The following is a 15,576-nucleotide window of genomic DNA, read 5'->3' as shown; positions in this document are numbered from 1 at the left end:
TCGCTCGCGTACTCCTCGGCCTCGTCGTTCACCTCGAACAGCCACCGAGAGAGCCCCAGGGACAAGAAGGGAAGGGCCATGCACGAGCGCGATGAGCGAGGTAAGAACTACATCGCTGACGCGACCCCGGTCGACGGCGGTGGAGATGCCCTGGAAGCCCCCAAAGGACTGGACTTCCCGGCCGAGAAGAGCGTAAATCCGGAGGACCTAACCGAAGGAGGGCCTCATATGTACCAAGAAGGCGAGGAAGCGGCAGCCACCCTGGCAAAACCGAATCTCACATCAGTCGCAGGGCTGGAACACCTATTCAAGGGCGACGACGCGATGCACGTCCCGCTCCGCACGGCCGTGGCAATCAGCTACCTGCGCGTCTCCACGACGCGCCAGCTCAACACCGCAGCCGACCTCGACGAGGACGGCAACAGCATCGCCACTCAGCGCGAGTGGGTGATCCGCAAGGCGAAGGAGCTCGGCGTGCCGATTCTCCGCGAGTTCGTCGAACCGGGACAGTCCGCGCAGACCATCGACAAGCGGCCGGAGTTCAAGAAGCTCCTCCGCTTCGTCGATGCCAACCCCGACATCCGCTACGTCGTGATCTACATGCGCTCGCGCGTCTTCCGCAACCACCTCGACGCCGCCATTGGGCTGACCCCGTTTCGTAGGTCCAGTCGTTATGAGAGTCGTCCTGTTGTCCGCGGTCGCGGGCAGGGAGACTGGTCAGATCATGACGAACAGCAGGAAGCGTCACACCCCGGAGCAGGTCGTCCGTAAGCTCGGGCAGGCCGACAGGATGCTCGCCGACGGTCAGGACGTCGCGGCGGTGTGCCGGGAGCTCGTGGTGTCCGAGCAGACGTACTACCGGTGGCGGAACCAGTACGGCGGCCTCAAGGCCGACGACGCAAAGCGCCTGAAGGAGCTGGAGAAGCAGAATGCGACCCTGAAGCGTCTGCTCGCGGAAGCGGAGCTGGAGAAGGCCGCGCTCAAGGAGCTGGCTGAGGGAAACTTCTAAGCCCGGACAGGCGCCGCGCCGCCGTCGATCACCTCAAGCGCAAGCTGCGGGTGAGCGAACGGATGGCGTGCCGTCTGGTCGGGCTGAGCCGCTCCGCGTATCGGCGACCGCTCAAGGGCGACACGGTCGCGGACCCGGATCGGGCGTTCAGGGAGTGGCTGCGCGCCTGGGCGAAGGACCATCCCCGCTACGGGTACCGGCGGGCGTATCACGACGCCCGCGCCGAGGGGTGGGTGGTGAACCACAAGAAGATCCAACGCCTGTGGCGTGACGAAGGGCTCCGGGTCCCGCAGCGGCGTCGACGCAAGCGCGTCGGGTCCTCGACCGTCGACGCGCCGACGGCGGACGCGCCGAACGTGGTGTGGGCAGTGGACTTTCAGTTCGACGCCGACGAGCACGGCCGACCGATCAAGATCTGCTCGATCGTCGACGAACACACCCGGGAGTGCATCGGCGGCCTCGTGGAGCGCTCGATTACCGCCGACCGACTCACCGCCCACCTCGAGGACCTCGTCGCCGCCCGGGGCGCCCCGGCGGTGCTCAGGTCGGACAACGGGCCGGAGTTCATCAGCGAGGCGATGGCCGACTGGGCCGGCACCCGCACCGGCCTGTCCTACATCCCTCCGGGCTCGCCGTGGCGCAACGGGTACGTCGAGTCGTTCAACAGCCGGATCCGCGACGAGTGCCTCAACATCAACAGCTTCTACTCGCTGCTGCACGCGCAGGTCATCATCGGCGACTGGAAGGACGAGTACAACCACCACCGCCGGCACTCCTCGCTCGGCTACCTACCCCCAGCCGAGTACGCTCGACAGTGCACCCATCAAATGGAAACCGACGACTCACAGAACGTCCGGACCGAATGAAGGGGGCGGCTCACCATCACCAAGCGCCAACTGCGCGACAAGGGCGTCGAGCTCATCTCGGCCAAGGAGAACTTCGGCGACGGCTATATGGGCGACGCAATGGAAGCCATCACCGACGTCGTCAATGAACTCCAGGTCCGCATGAGCGGCGAGGACATCCGCATCAAGATGGCCCACAAGGTCGAACGAGGCGGCAGCGTCGGGCGAGCCAAGCTCGGCTACCTCAACGTGCGCAAGGACTTCGACGGACGACTCGTCAACACGATCGACGTCGACCCCATCCGCGCACCGCTCATCATCTGGGCCTTCGAGCAGTACGCCACGAGCCAGTTCTCGATCACGCAGCTCCAGATGATGCTCGAAGACCAGGGCCTGACCACGCGGCAGTCGAGCAAGCGGGCCGCCAAGCCGCTGTCGAGCAGCCAGCTCGCCATGATCCTGCGTGACCCGTACTACACCGGGGTCATCCGCTACAAGGGGAAACTCCACCCGGGCAGGCACACGCCGCTCATCTCGAAGGAACTGTTCCTCGCGGTGCAGAAGATCCTCGACGCCCGCAACCGAAAGGGCGACCGCGACCGCATTCACTTCCACTTCCTGCGCGGCCTGCTGTACTGCGCCGAATGCAAGGCTGAGGGGCGCACCAGCCGCCTCGTCTACAGCCAGAACAAGGGGCACGGCGGCACGTACGAGTACTACGTCTGCACCGCGAAGCAGCGCGGGCACTGCTCGATGCCGTCGGCGCGACTCGACGAACTCGAAGACGAGGTGGCGCGACGGGTCGCGGCTGAGCGTTTCGATGCAGAGGAGATCGCGTCCGTTCGTGAGGAAGTTCGTCGCGCCCTCGTCGAACTCCAAGCCGCGGATCAGGAAGAGAAGGACGCCCTGCGCACGCAGCTGAAGAAGCTCGAAGCCCAGGAGGAGCGGCTCATCGAACTCGCCGCCGACGGAACGATCGCCGTCGAGAAGCTGCGCCAACGCCTCGAGTACGTGACGCTCCAAAAGGGCGCCATCACCGAGAAGCTCACACGGACGGTCGAACGCATTCGGCACGGCGTGGACAAGGCCTTTGCTTTCGTCGATCTCCTCGAGGATCCCGCCGCGCTCTACAGGCAGTTGCCCGACAACGTCCGCCGCGAGCTGCTCACCGCGTTCTTCACGCGACTCGACGTCCAAGTGACCGATCGTGAGGTGAGCATCGGCGTCGAACGCACCGAACTCAACGCCGGCCTGCACGACTGGCGCGCCCAGCACCACCTCGGCGCCTCAGCCCACACACCGACCAAAGAAAAGAGAGCCTCCCGCATTCCTGCGGAAGACTCTCTTTCGGACCTGTACCCGCTTACTCAGTCCAAAGGTTTGAATAAGCCTGTATTGGTCGGGATGACAGGATTTGAACCTGCGACCCCTTGACCCCCAGGCGTCCAAACGGCTCCGACCAAGCCGGATTCCGCGTGATTCCGGGGGTCAGATCATGCAGAACACGTCACGGGATGCATGGTTTGCATGATTCTGGTCCCCTTCTGGTCCCCCTACGACCGAGCGAGATGAGCGCCGCGCGGCTCTTGTCCTGGCGTCCCTCGCTCAGCCCCAACTCGGCTCTCCGACGGCCGGAACCGCGAAGCGTGCGCGACGATCGTCTGGCCAACAACCTCGCCGAGGCGCACTGGTACGGCGTTGCCGATGAGGCGTCCCAGCACGCTGAACCGGACGGGCTCGCCCGGAGGTACGAACTTGTACTTGGGTGGGAAGGTCTGCAAGATCGCAGCTTCCCGCAAGGAGATGGCCCGATCCTGCTCGGGGTGACCGAACCGCCCGTTCCCGTACCCGAAGCACTGGGTAGTGATCGTCGGACTCGCGTCGTCCCACGACATCCGGCCATACACACTCGGATACGTGGCGCCCGTGCTCTTCCGATGACAGGCGGCCTGGAGCGCATCGGGCCAGTCGCGCCATGTACCGCCCGGCTTCGAGTGGCGTATCCGTTCAAGGTTGGTTTTGCTCAATCGTGACGCGACATGCAGACGGTCTTTCGGGTCTGACTCACCAGCCTCGATCGGACGGAGGCGGCCGATGGCCTCCCGCACGGTCCTCACCCGCTCGGTGTCTTGCGCCAGCGTGAGGCCGTCAGCGCCCAGCTTGGAGGCGATGAGAACCAGGCGCTTGCGTGTCTGCGGGATGCCCACCCGGACCGCTTGAACGACAGACCACTCAACTGAATAGCCATCCAAGTTCTCCAAGAACTGATCGAAGACGGGATGGTCGAGCAGCTGAGGAACATTCTCCATCGTGACCAGATCGGGCTGGACTTCTTTCACGAGCTTGCCGAACGTCTCAACAAGTTGCCAGTCGTCTCCGCGCTTCTTGCTCCTGCCCGACCGGCTGTACGTTGAAAACGGCTGGCATGGGGCGCATCCAGCGATCATGCTGATGTCGGCACCGCCAATCATGGCTGCAACGTCAGACGCCGAAAGTTCATTGACATCACGTTCAATGAACTTGGCCTTGTTATTGGCCTCGTAGGGATACTTGCACGCCGGGTCGATATCGATGCCCGCAACAACTTCGATACCTGCCTGGACGAGGCCGTATGTCAGGCCGCCAACTCCGCAGAACAGATCGACGGCACGAATCGTCGGAGCGTTCTCGCCCTCACTCATCAAGCGACCACTCCTTCCGTCTCCATCTGCTCTTTGCTCTTCGCAATCTCGACCTGGATGAAGCTCACGAAACATCCAACTGCTTCTCTCAGATAGTCTCCGACCGCAGTAGCGAGGCCCTTGAGCTCCGCTACCGTCACACCATCGCTGCAGTCAACGAATGACAGCGACCCATGAGCAAGTCCGTTGCGACGGTTCTTAACTAGTTTGAGGGCGCCCATGTCATCTCGAATGTGACGCTTTGCCGCTTCGAGGACATCAGGTGAGAGCGTCAGGCCACAGCCAACTCGTTCACATATCTTCTCAATCGAAGAGTCGTCCCAGCTTCCGCCCCCACCAGGTTCTATCTTGAACCCTTTGACAGGCATCTGCTGCAACAACTGCTCGCACAGATCAAGTGCCGCTTGCAGACGTTTGTCCGGCCCCAGATCGCTATGAGTGCGCGCGATCGAACGCACCCACTCAGTTCGGAGACCAATGCTTAGCTCGCTCGGACGCCGTTCCGCTTCCTCGACGGCGGCGACAACCGCTTCCAAGCATCGGAGCACGGTGGCTTCTACGAGGTTGTAGAGCTGTAGGTAGAGACTTGAGTTGAGAATCTTCTTCTGCTCAGTGGTGATCGGAGCGTCGGTTCCACGCAGGCGGGGTGTGCCCTCGCGGGCGGCATCCTCGACGTTCTGCAGAAAAGAGAGGTACGCCTCTATTTCTTCGTACCTCTCCTCAAAAAACGGAGCAAGATCAATCGTCGCCATGCCCCACCAGCTTGTGCTTCACGAAATCAATACGTCCGCGAAGGCGAGCGATCGCATTCGCACCGTCCGAACTCGTGATCTTCTGGAACTCCGGCAGATTAATCCAGGAGGCGACATCAATCTGGTCGGCCGGGCGGTCGGCAAGCTCCGGCATCTCAGCCAGTGCCCGGTCAACGCCGATAGCAATCGACTCGAATCGCGTCCGCGGCGTGGCCGTGCTCTTCTCAGCCTTACGGAATCCGAACGGGAAGTTGCGTGACACAAAATCAAGAACAGCATTGAACCGCTGGCGATATGCGTCCGCCAGGTCCGGGTTTGAAGCGAACTCTTGATTCATCTTCTTTGAGTAAGTGAAGAGGAAGTCGGAAGGCCGGTCTCGATAGCCGTCAAGACCGTCTCCGTACGCGAAGAGTCGCGTGACGAGTTCCTCGTAGCCACGCTCTCTCTTGGCCTTCGCCGGCATCGGCGCGAGCTGGGCAAGGAGCGGCACGTTAGCAAGTTCAGTTACAACGTCCAGGAACGGCCCAGCGAGAGCGCCACGACGAATCTCTGCATTGTTGGCGATCTTGCTGCCCGTGTTGATGCGCTCAAACATGTCGAGCCGCGCCGCCTCATCGGCATGCTCATTCAGAACGATGCCGCGAACTGATCGGTTCTTGATCTTTCGCTGCCTCGACTCGGGGAGGTCATCGAAACGGAATCCCGACAGATGTGTCAGGGGATCAAGTTCGCCAAGCTGGAATCCGCCGTAAATGAACTCTTCGATAGTGCGCAGTCTCTGCGAGCCGTCAACGATTTCCAGCCGCCCGTCCGGCATCTCCCAGAAGAAGATGAACGGAATCGGAAGACCCATAATCAATGACTCAATGAAACGAGACTTACGACGCTCCTCCCAGGTGAACTCGCGCTGATACGCGGGCACGACATATTCGCCGTCGCGGACCTTCTGGGCCAGCAGCTCGACGGAATACTCCGTGAGGAAGAAGTCGATTCGTTTGGACTGCTCAACGATCTGCGCTTCGGCAAGCTCGATCTGCTCCGCAGTCGGTCGATCCTTGGGCCGCGCCACCATCGCACCTCCTCCTTCTGCTTGCTTCACCTCCGACAGGTAGGCCTTGCCTCTAGGCTACCGGGGCGCTGCCCTTGCCACTGCGACGACAGGCGGGCGAACCCCAAGCCCACGTCACAGGATGCCGGGTGCCTCCGACATCTGTCGGCTGCCCTCGCCCTCCCCCACGTCGGCGACTCGTCGGACCCTCCGTTCCTGTGCTCGGACGAGCACGAGCTGGACGAGGCTGACCGGCCCGATCCAGAAGAACTTGAGGGCGTTCCACGCGAACAGCAGGACCAGCAGGTAGAGAGGACCGGGGCCTTCCCGCAGGATGATGGTGTAGCAGATCGCTGTGGCGTAGTAGTAACCGCCGCCCAGGAGCAGCATGGCGGGGATGCCCCACTTCAAGCCTCGACGGCGGTAGCGGATGGCGCCGAGCAGCAGGTTCGTGGGCGCGTACTGGAAGACGCCGTAGCCTCGTTCGCTCAGGTTCATGGATTGGCGAATCATTGCGGGCCTCTTTCCTCGTCATAGCGCGACGTGTTCCGTCGTGGAGGCGGCTATGAACCGAGTGCCCGCGAGGGGCCGTCCCGAAGGACCCGCGTAGTTTGCTGAACCTGCCTCATCTCACAGTCTACGACTGACGTGTGACGGAGGGAACCCCTCGCTGAGCGCAAGAGCGTGTACCTCGTCGGTGACCTTGGAGCGAGAGGACACCGATCATGGCGACGATGGCCGAGCAGATACAGGACGAGCGGCAGGCGCGAGCCGTGCTGTCGATGATCGCCGAGCCGAACGACCCAGCCACCGGCCTTGTCCTCGCCCATCACGGCGGCGTCGAGACGCTGCGCCTGATCCAGGCCGACGACGACGTGCCCTGTCTCGCTCGCGCCGAGGCGCTGATGTGGCGCGAACGGCTTACCGAACGGATCACGCCCGGCCTGCTGGATCAACTGGCGCAGGCGGAGCGGCACGGGTTCGGCACGCTCATTCCTGCCGACAAGGAGTGGCCCGCCGGCCTGGACAACTTGGGCGATCGTGCTCCGTACCTGCTGTGGATGCGCGGGGCGGTCTCGTTCCTGATGACGCCACTGAGCGATCGAGCCACGATCACCGGCTCTCGTGCCTCAACCCAATACGGCGAGCACGTCACGGGCGAGCTGGCGATGGGCCTGGCCGATGAGGAACGGGTCATCGTCGCCGGTGGCGCTTACGGGATCGAAGGGGCCGCGCACAAGAGCGCGCTGGCCGCGGGCGGTCAGACGATCGCTGTCCTGGCCGGTGGGCTGGATCGTCCCTACCCGGCCGGACACTCCGAGCTGCTGAACCGGATCGGGGATATCGGGCTGCTGGTCAGCGAACTGCCGCCCGGCTCTGCGCCGACAAAGCACAGGTTCCTCGCCCGTAGTCGCCTGTTGGCGGCACTGTCGGGTGCGACCGTGATCCCCGAGGCCGGGCCTCGATCCGGGTCGATGACCACGGTCATCGCCGCACGCGACCTCGGCCGGGGCGTCGGCGCCGTGCCTGGTCCGCTGACCAGCGTCGCGAGCGCCGGACCGAATGAACTCATCAAGCAAGGATTCGCCTCGCTCGTCACGCAGCCCAGCGACGTCATCGACCTTCTCGACGCCGACCCGAGCCCGGGTCGGGCCATGACCCGACCCGAGATCGGACGCGAGTTCGGGCACCGGCGGCCGTCACGGAGCACGCCCGGACGCTCTCTCTGAGTTCCAGGTACCCGCGCCGAGAACGCCGCGCGGGTGCTCCGCTCTGCTTCTGAGATAGTCTTGGGGCTATGGGGTCACCTGAGTCAGACAGAGCAGGGCTGCCGGCACGCCGGTAGCCCTGGATGCTGACGTTCTTCCCCACCAGCCTCGTCGCACGCGCGCCCTGAGTCGTCGCGTCCGTTGAGCCCGTGCATCCGAAACACCGGCCGTGCCTTTCGCACCCGTATTCGTCTCATGTTTCGGAAAGCACTCTCATGCCCTTCTTGCTGTATCTACTTGCCCTCGCCGTCTTCGCTCAAGGAACTTCCGAGTTCGTCCTGGCTGGCCTGCTACCGGCTATCGCCACCGAGCTTGGCGTCTCACTGAGTCAGGCCGGTCTCCTGACCTCCGCGTTCGCGGTCGGAATGGTCATCGGCGCGCCGGTGATGGCCGCTAGCGGCCGGAGGCTATCGCCGCGGTGGACCATGACCGGGTTCCTCGCCGTCTTCGTGGTCGCACACGTCGTCGGCGCCGTCACTGGGTCGTTCGTCATTCTCATCCTGACCCGGTTTGTCGCTGCGTTGGCGAACGCCGGGTTCCTTGCCGTCGCTTTGTCGACGGTCGGCCAGATCGTTCCCGCCCACCGGCGCGCACGCGCCCTGGCTGTAATCCTCGCTGGCACCACGCTCGCGCTGATCGCCGGTGTTCCTCTCGGGGCTCTTGTCGGTGAGGCATTGGGATGGCGCACGACCCTGTGGGCCATCGCGATCATCTGCGTACCCGCACTTATCGCGGTGGTCACGGCGACGCCGACCCGGCCCGACCCAACTGCAGTAGCCACCGCACCGACAACGTTGGGTGCAGAGCTCTCGGTCTTGCGTCGGCGCCCGCTACAAGTCGTCGTGGTCCTGGCGATCTTGGTCAACGGAGCGACGTTCTGCACGTTCACCTACTTGGCTGTGATCGCCGCTGGACCGGGTGGCATCGGTGACCGGGCGGTGCCGGCGCTCCTGGCATTGTTCGGCATCGGCGCCTTTACTGGTGTCACCTTGGCCGGCCAGCTCGGAGACCGTCACTGGCGCCCGCTGATCGCGATAGCGAGTCCGCTCCTGCTTGTCGGCTGGGCGACTCTCGCCCTGGCACCGACGAGCCCCGCTCTGCTGTGGGTTCTAGCCTTCACACAAGGCGCTCTGTCCTTCACCGTCGGCAGCGCGCTGATCGCCCGGATCATGGCCGAGGCGGAAGCAGCCCCAGCGATGTCCGGGTCGTTCTCTACTGCGGCACTCAACATCGGGGCGATCATCGGCCCCATTGCTGGCGGTCTCGCCCTCAACCTCGCCGGAACGCGCGGCATCGCTCTGACCAGTGCCATATTCGTCGGCCTCGCTCTGCTTCTGTGGTGGTACCGCACGAGGGCGCATCGGGAGCGTGTCAACTAGGACGGTGGGTCGTCGGACGACACGCATCACTGGGATTCGACAGCGTGATGTCTCCCCGTCACAGTGGAGCACTCTGGTTCGAGCCGGTCATTGCTCGAACCAGAGTGCTCCACGCTGCCGTCGTACCGTCGGCCTATGACTGTGTGACCGTAACGATCGTCCGTGACGGCGGCGCGGTCTTGGTAGGTGAGTTCGGGAAGCAACTGGTCAATGCCGGCGACGTGATCCTGCTCGGTCCGAACACGCTGTGCGGTGGTGAGCCCGAAGGCCGTATCACGATGACGACAATCTATGCCGACATCGACTATGTGGTCGATCAAGTGTTCTGGCAGTACGTCGGGATGCTGCAAGATCGTCTCGATGCGCATGTTTTTTACGCCGCCACCTATGTTGAGCCCGCCCAGATTCTTCGACTCGGCGAGGATCGGGCGGAGTCGTTAACGCCGTGGCTGGACGAACTGGTCACGCTAAGTATCGAAGGCCGGCCAGTGGAGAACTTCTACCGAATGCAGGCGCTCTGGTTCTCGATCACGCACGTCATCGCCCCCTTCATCAAGACCTCTCCGATCCGAACATCCTCAACGCAGCGAGCGACAACGTGGCCCACGTTGCCTCGGCATCGCCGGTTCACCCCGCTGCGCATGGAGGCGCGGAGAGCCGCGGAACTGCTGCGCGCGGACATTGAGCGCCGTTGGTCGGTGTCGGACCTTGCCGATGAAGTCCATTTGTCTAAGTCGCAGATGGGGCGGGTGTTTGTGGAAGCGTACGGCAAGTCGCCCATCGCTTACCTAACAATGCTCCGCACAGAACGGATGGCTTATCTTCTCCGCACTACCGACCGGCCACTTTCCGCCATTGCTCGCGAAGTCGGCTGGCGTGATTCAGACTTCGCTGCGCGACAGTTTCGCCGCGGTATCGGCGTCACGCCAAATCAGTATCGGAGCATCGAACATGCTAAGTCTGCTCGATTGGTAGTCGGGTGACGTGCGGCCACAGGTGCCCATTCACAGACTCGGCGTCCGCCGCCCGACAGCCACAGGCCGTATCTGCTCCGTCGTGGTGCCCTCGATCGTGGCGGCGCGGGCGCGGTTCGTGGCGGCGCGGGCGCGGATCGCGTCGATCTTCTGGCTGGTGCTCTCCGGGTCGGGGCCGAACGGGGGGCGGTCGTCGGTGATGCCGTAGCGGTCTCGGTATGCGGCGATGGTGCGGGCGGCGCGCCACCATGCCGCCTGCTGCTTCTTGTCCTTCGGTGCCTGGCCGAGGCTGGCCGTCCACGGTTCCTTCTCGGTGAGCGCGGTACGGAGTATGGCGTCGGCGCGGGCCTCGATCAGCTCGCGGCGCTCGTCCAGGGCTTGGCGCATGTCCTCGGCCATCTGCCCGCCGGCGTGCGGGATGAGCCCGACGATCAACCGCGGGGGCTTGCGGGTGCGTCCCGATCCGGCAGGCCGGACGGTGGCACGAGCGACGCGGGCGTGAAGGACGGAGGCGATGTCGTCGGCATCGCCCAGGCCCCGCGCGGCCACCAGCTTGGGCAGCAGCACGTCGAGGTCGTGGTGGTTGGCCTCGGCGTGGCGCAGCTCGGCCGACAGGGCACCGTAGGCGTCGGAGGCGAGCACGTCTTCGACCTGCTCGACAGTGAGGCCGGAGGCTTGCAGGAGGGTGGCCCAGCGGTCGTGCTGCGCGGCTTGCGCGATCGTGTCGTACTCGGCTGCGAGCTGGGCGATCGAGCCCCAGCGGTCTTGCTCGGCAGTGATCGTCTCGTGCGCCGACAGCTCCGCTCCGATGTGCTGCAACACGCCGTAGAGGATCGAGCGTGCGGTGACGTTCGGGTTGTCGCCGGGATGCGGCACTGCGTGCTCGGCGTCCTCACGGTCGACGGCGACGTAGGCGTGGTTGCTGGTGGCGCCGCGGGTCATGGAGACGTAGAAGTTCTCCCGCGTCGTCGTGGCAGTGACGACCGCGTGCGCGGTGTCGGTGGTCACGCCTTGGGCACGGTGCGCGGTGATCGCGTAACCGAGGTCCAGATACTCGGCCACATAGTCGGCCGGCAGGACAATCCCGCCGCCGAACCTGCGCCCGGCAAGGCGGACGCTGACCGACCCGTCCTCACGAACGCCGGTGACGATCCAGCCGGCGCCGTTGCGGACCCACGTTCGGCCGTTGCGGAGCCGCCGGTCGTTCTCGCGGGTGATGACCAGATCGCCTTCCGAGACCGCGGTGCCGTCGTGCAGCGCGAGTTCGCGGGTCGGGTTCACGGCGCCGTCGATGATCCGATCTGCCCGCGCCCGCGCGTTCAGCTCGGTGACGGTCGAGTGCGTCTCGGTCACGAGGATCGACGCACGCCCAGCAGCAATATCGGCCCGCCACGCGCGATAGGCGGCGTCGATCATCGCTTCCTCGTCGCCGCCGGTGATCCGGCCATGCCCGATCAGGGTGTCGATCGCCTCCGTGCGGCCGTGGCGGAGCTGGAGCGAGGTGGTCTTCTCCCACTCGTTGGTGAAGCGGTGCAGATCGGTCAGCTCAGGAGCGTCGCCGCGGGCGTGCACCAGCATGGCGAAGCTGCCGCCGGCGCCCGGTGATTGGAGTTGGCCCCAGTCACCGACCAGGAGGACCTTCGCGCCCGCCTGCTCGGCCTCGTGGGTGATCCGGTCCAGCGACATGGTGCCGGCCAGGCTCGCCTCGTCGATGATGACGAGCTGCCCGGCCGTGAACGTGGTGCCGTGCATGAGGTGGTTCTGCCACCACTTCGCGGTGTTCTCCGTCGCGATGCCGAGGTCATCGGCGAGGACCTGCGCCGCCACGGCAGAGGGCGCGAGTCCGATCACCGACCCGTTACCGTGTTCCTTCTCCCACGCCCTGCGGAGCCCGTTCATGGCCGTGGTCTTCCCGGCACCGGCCGGGCCGACCAGCACGTCCACGATCCGACCGGAGACTGCGATAGCTGCCAGGGCCGCGGCCTGATCCTCGCCGAGCACCCGCCCGCGTGCGTCGGGCTTTCGGGCGATCCTATCGACCGTCTCCAACGCCACGACCGGCCCCGTGGTGGTGGACGCTCGGGCCAGGAGCCGGTCTTCGGCGGCCAGCAGGACTTCGGATGAGAACAGCGTCGAGGCGTGCGGCCGGAACCGGGAGGTGCCGTCCACGCGGCGGAACTGCAACGGGCTCGACGCCAGCTCCGGCGGCGTCAACCGCAGCGAAGCGTGCTCGGCCGCGTAGACCACCAGGCCAGTGATCGCCTCCCGATCCTGCGTGGTGACGAACCGCCACCCCATCAACTGCCGGGATGCCTCGGCATGCAGGTTCCAGCGGGTCCAGGTCGAACGCTTCTCACCGACCGTCTCCATCACGGTCTGCCCGACCTCACGCACCACATCCAGCGGCACATCGTCGGCACGCAACACCCGCGGCGCCTGCGCGTTCGTCGCGGTGAGGGTGCGAGCCCAGCCGTTCGCGTCCTTCCCGAGCACTCGGCTGGCACGCTGGCGCCACTCGCGGGTGAGGTCGGCCAGCGATCGAACCTGCTTCTCCGGCCGGGTAGCGAGCGTCGCCTGTGCCCGGAGTTTCAGCACCGTCCGCGCCGAAGGCTGGCGCCCGTGCCTGGCGACGTACTCAGCGATCAGGCGATCCTTCTCGGCCTCAATGTGTCGCGACCGGGTGGAGAACTCAGTCACCAGCTCGTCGGGCACGCCCTGGATTTCCCATGCCGGGTTCCGGTCGCGGCTCCGCTCTCGCGCCTCCCACTCCACACCGAGGACGCGGGTGAGCTGGTCCGCCAGAGCGGCGTTGTAGAGCTCGGAGACGGCTACGACGACCGAGTGCATCGGCCGGCCAGCGAGGGTTCGCCAGCGACCGTCCTGCACGGTCAGGACCTTGTTGCTGATGACGACGTGCGTGTGCAACTGCGGGTCGCCCGCGCGGCTGTCGTAGTGATCGAACGCCGCCGCCACGACGCCGGCGACATCGACGTGCGCAACCGCGCCGTCCGGGCCGGTTGCACCGACTCGGGTTGTCGCAACCTCTCGTTCGAGGAACGCAACCAGCTCTGCAACCGCCGCATGGTGGGCGTCTGCGATCAAGGCTTGGGTGCCCGCGTCTGCAACCGCCCAGATCGTGGAGACGGACTTCGGCACGGAGAAGGTGAAGTCATAGCCCGCCACGGCGCGGCGGGTTCCGCGCTCAGCCTCCTCCGCTTCGATCGCGGCTACTTGTTGAGCTCGAGCGGCCGGCCCCAGTTCGGAGTCGAGGGCGTCGACGCGCTGCGTGATCCGCTCCGCGACCGACGCGAACTGCTGGTAGGCGCGGCCCAGCGGATCTCCCGTGATCGGGTCGTGGCCCATCCCGATCAACAGCGCGAGCTGGGCTTCTGCGACCTGGGCTCCCTCGACCAGCTCGCCGTGCCCGAGCCGGCCAAGTCCCGAGCCCATCCAGAAGCCGGGCGGCGTTCCTGCCTCTGCGTAATACCGAGTCAGCGGCGTGGACAGCGAGCGGTCGCCATCGCCCGCGGCGATGGACTTCAGCAGGTACTTGTACCCATCGCCCGCGCTCATCACACGCATCGAAACCGTCACCTCGGCTGCCCCTTCCGCTAACCGCTCGGAGAGCAGGTGATCCCGCAAGCCCGGTCGCATCAGATGCGACTCGGGACCCCTCGCGCCTCGTCTGAAAGACGTGTGATGGCTCGGGGAGCCGACTGGAGGCTCCGGTGGGTCTGGCAGGCCGGCGCGATATGACGGTGTGCCTCGACGTGGTGCGAACGGCGGGCCGAAGCATCCGCGACGGACGGATCGGGCGACTGAGCACCTGGCTGCTGACCAGCCCGGCAGGAACCTCCCGTGCGGAATCCGACCGGGGATCATTCGTCAGCCGGAGTCCCCATGCTCGATCTCAACGACCACGAACGCCCGCTCAGGGTCGGCTCCTTGTTCAGCGGTTACGGCGGGCTCGACCTCGCCGTCGAACACGCCCTGGGCGCCGAAACGATCTGGTTCTCCGAGAACAACGAACACGTCTCGCGCATCTTCGCCCACCACTGGCCCGACGCCCCCAACCTGGGCGACATCACCACCATCGACTGGCGGGCCGTGCCCCAGGTCGACGTGCTCTGCGGCGGCTTCCCTTGCCAGGACGTATCGACCGTGGGCAAGCGGTCTGGCCTCGCACCCGGCACCCGCTCCGGGCTCTGGTCGCACATGGCCGAAGCGATCGACGCGCTACAACCCCAGCTCGCCGTCATCGAGAACGTGCGTGGCCTGCTGTCCTCACCTGCTGTCCGCGCGCCTCTGGAAGGAGACCGCAATGCGCAATGCAACCCAGTCCACGCAACCCCCTGCGATGCAACCCTTTGCGACTTGGAACCCGACCCGTGGGGTCTGGGAGACCTCGCAGCTCGACCTCTCCGGGCAGCCGGCGCCGTACTCGGCAATCTGGCCGACCTCGGGATGGATGCGCAATGGATCGGCCTACCAGCGTCCCTTGTCGGCGCTCCTCACCCCCGGCTCCGTATCTTCATCCTCGCGCACCGCCAAGACGCTATTCCGGACGCCGCTGGCGACCGACTCGACGCGCGGCGGCGAATCACTGGATCAAGTTCGGGCACGTCGGGGAACGATCGCTCTGTCCCATCAGATCATCGACCTCGCGCTCAACGGGCCGACTGGCTCGCAGACCAAGAACGACGACTCGGAGACGTTGTGGTCCCTGATCGAGGACATCTTCGCCGCTGGGGACGCTACGCCGCCGCCGTTGCCCGATGGGAACACGTCACCGGACGACCGGCACCAGCGCCCGCTCTCCTGAGCGACGAGACAGGCCCCCGTCCCTCTGCCGCCTTTGTCGAATGGCTTATGGGCCTCCCCACTGGATGGGTCACCGACCCATTTCATGGCCTCACTCCTAACCAGCAGGCCGCTGCACTTGGCAATGGCGTACTTCCACTCCAAGCCGCCAATGCGCTTGAGGTTCTGCACGGCTGAGGCCGCGTCCCGCACGTTCGGTCGATGATGATCTGGTGGGGGCGAAGGGATCAGCTCTGCTGCACGCGGGCGAACTGCCCGGCAGTTCCGCCGTAGCGTGGGAGTCACCTCGAGCAACTAC

At 65.2% G+C, this 15,576-nt stretch carries 12 protein-coding genes; 7 read left to right on the top strand and 5 right to left on the bottom strand.

From position 1 onward, the window contains the following. Nucleotides 1–78 precede the first annotated feature (78 nt). The 3 genes from AB2L57_RS07865 to AB2L57_RS07855 all read left to right on the top strand — a co-directional run bounded on the left by AB2L57_RS07865 (nt 79) and on the right by AB2L57_RS07855 (nt 3,288). The gene (locus tag AB2L57_RS07865) at nt 79–771 is read left to right on the top strand and encodes a recombinase family protein (protein WP_409048483.1); all 693 of its coding nucleotides are present in this window, start codon (nt 79–81) and stop codon (nt 769–771) included. Further along, a protein-coding gene (locus AB2L57_RS07860) for an IS3 family transposase (protein ID WP_087132324.1) occupies nt 725–1,875 on the top strand; the annotation gives its coding sequence in 2 pieces (ribosomal slippage) (nt 725–995 and nt 995–1,875; 1,152 coding nt in all). The genes AB2L57_RS07865 and AB2L57_RS07860 overlap by 47 nt, the downstream gene beginning before the upstream one ends. A 99-nt stretch (nt 1,876–1,974) precedes the next feature. Next, nucleotides 1,975–3,288, top strand: coding sequence for a recombinase family protein (locus AB2L57_RS07855; protein WP_409048482.1), 1,314 nt, complete (start codon nt 1,975–1,977; stop codon nt 3,286–3,288). 119 nt (nt 3,289–3,407) lie between these two features. Here AB2L57_RS07855 and AB2L57_RS07850 read toward each other — a convergent pair whose 3' ends face one another. From AB2L57_RS07850 to AB2L57_RS07835, 4 genes are all read right to left on the bottom strand, one after another. Continuing rightward, on the bottom strand, nt 3,408–4,535 hold the full coding sequence (locus tag AB2L57_RS07850) for a DNA cytosine methyltransferase (protein WP_409048481.1): 1,128 nt from the start codon (nt 4,533–4,535) through the stop codon (nt 3,408–3,410). Further along, the gene (locus AB2L57_RS07845) at nt 4,535–5,287 is read right to left on the bottom strand and encodes an MAE_28990/MAE_18760 family HEPN-like nuclease (RefSeq protein WP_409048480.1); all 753 of its coding nucleotides are present in this window, start codon (nt 5,285–5,287) and stop codon (nt 4,535–4,537) included. Before AB2L57_RS07845 ends, AB2L57_RS07850 begins: the two co-directional genes overlap by 1 nt. Next, complete coding sequence (locus AB2L57_RS07840) at nt 5,274–6,359, bottom strand: DUF262 domain-containing protein (protein ID WP_409048479.1); 1,086 nt, start codon at nt 6,357–6,359, stop codon at nt 5,274–5,276. The genes AB2L57_RS07845 and AB2L57_RS07840 overlap by 14 nt, the downstream gene beginning before the upstream one ends. A 111-nt stretch (nt 6,360–6,470) precedes the next feature. Next, nucleotides 6,471–6,833 carry a sulfate permease gene (locus AB2L57_RS07835; protein WP_409048478.1) on the bottom strand — a complete coding sequence of 121 codons (363 nt, stop codon included), beginning with the start codon at nt 6,831–6,833 and terminating at the stop codon, nt 6,471–6,473. A 227-nt stretch (nt 6,834–7,060) separates the two neighbouring features. On the opposite strand from AB2L57_RS07835, the gene dprA reads away from it, so the two are divergent. From dprA to AB2L57_RS07820, 3 genes are all read left to right on the top strand, one after another. Further along, nucleotides 7,061–8,065: a DNA-processing protein DprA gene (dprA, locus tag AB2L57_RS07830; protein ID WP_409048477.1), complete on the top strand. Its 1,005-nt coding sequence runs from the start codon at nt 7,061–7,063 to the stop codon at nt 8,063–8,065. A 254-nt stretch (nt 8,066–8,319) separates the two neighbouring features. Then, nucleotides 8,320–9,483: a Cmx/CmrA family chloramphenicol efflux MFS transporter gene (locus tag AB2L57_RS07825; protein ID WP_409048476.1), complete on the top strand. Its 1,164-nt coding sequence runs from the start codon at nt 8,320–8,322 to the stop codon at nt 9,481–9,483. A 143-nt stretch (nt 9,484–9,626) separates the two neighbouring features. Further along, entirely contained in the window at nt 9,627–10,466 is an 840-nt protein-coding gene (locus AB2L57_RS07820; protein WP_409048475.1) for a helix-turn-helix domain-containing protein, read from the top strand. Nucleotides 10,467–10,487: 21 nt separating this feature from the next. Here the strand turns inward: AB2L57_RS07820 and mobF are convergent, their stop codons facing one another. Then, a complete protein-coding gene (gene mobF, locus AB2L57_RS07815) occupies nt 10,488–14,030 on the bottom strand; it encodes a MobF family relaxase (protein WP_409048474.1) in 3,543 nt (1,180 codons plus the stop codon). 327 nt (nt 14,031–14,357) lie between these two features. Between mobF and dcm the strand changes: the two genes are divergently transcribed. After that, on the top strand, nt 14,358–15,455 hold the full coding sequence (gene dcm / locus AB2L57_RS07810; protein WP_409048473.1) for a DNA (cytosine-5-)-methyltransferase: 1,098 nt from the start codon (nt 14,358–14,360) through the stop codon (nt 15,453–15,455). Nucleotides 15,456–15,576 lie beyond the last annotated feature (121 nt).

The sequence above is a fragment of the Microbacterium sp. HA-8 genome (assembly GCF_046111165.1).
In the GTDB taxonomy this organism is placed as follows: domain Bacteria; phylum Actinomycetota; class Actinomycetes; order Actinomycetales; family Microbacteriaceae; genus Microbacterium.
The sequence above is the reverse complement of the archived record's forward strand: the minus strand, read 5'-3'. Positions and strand labels throughout refer to the sequence as shown.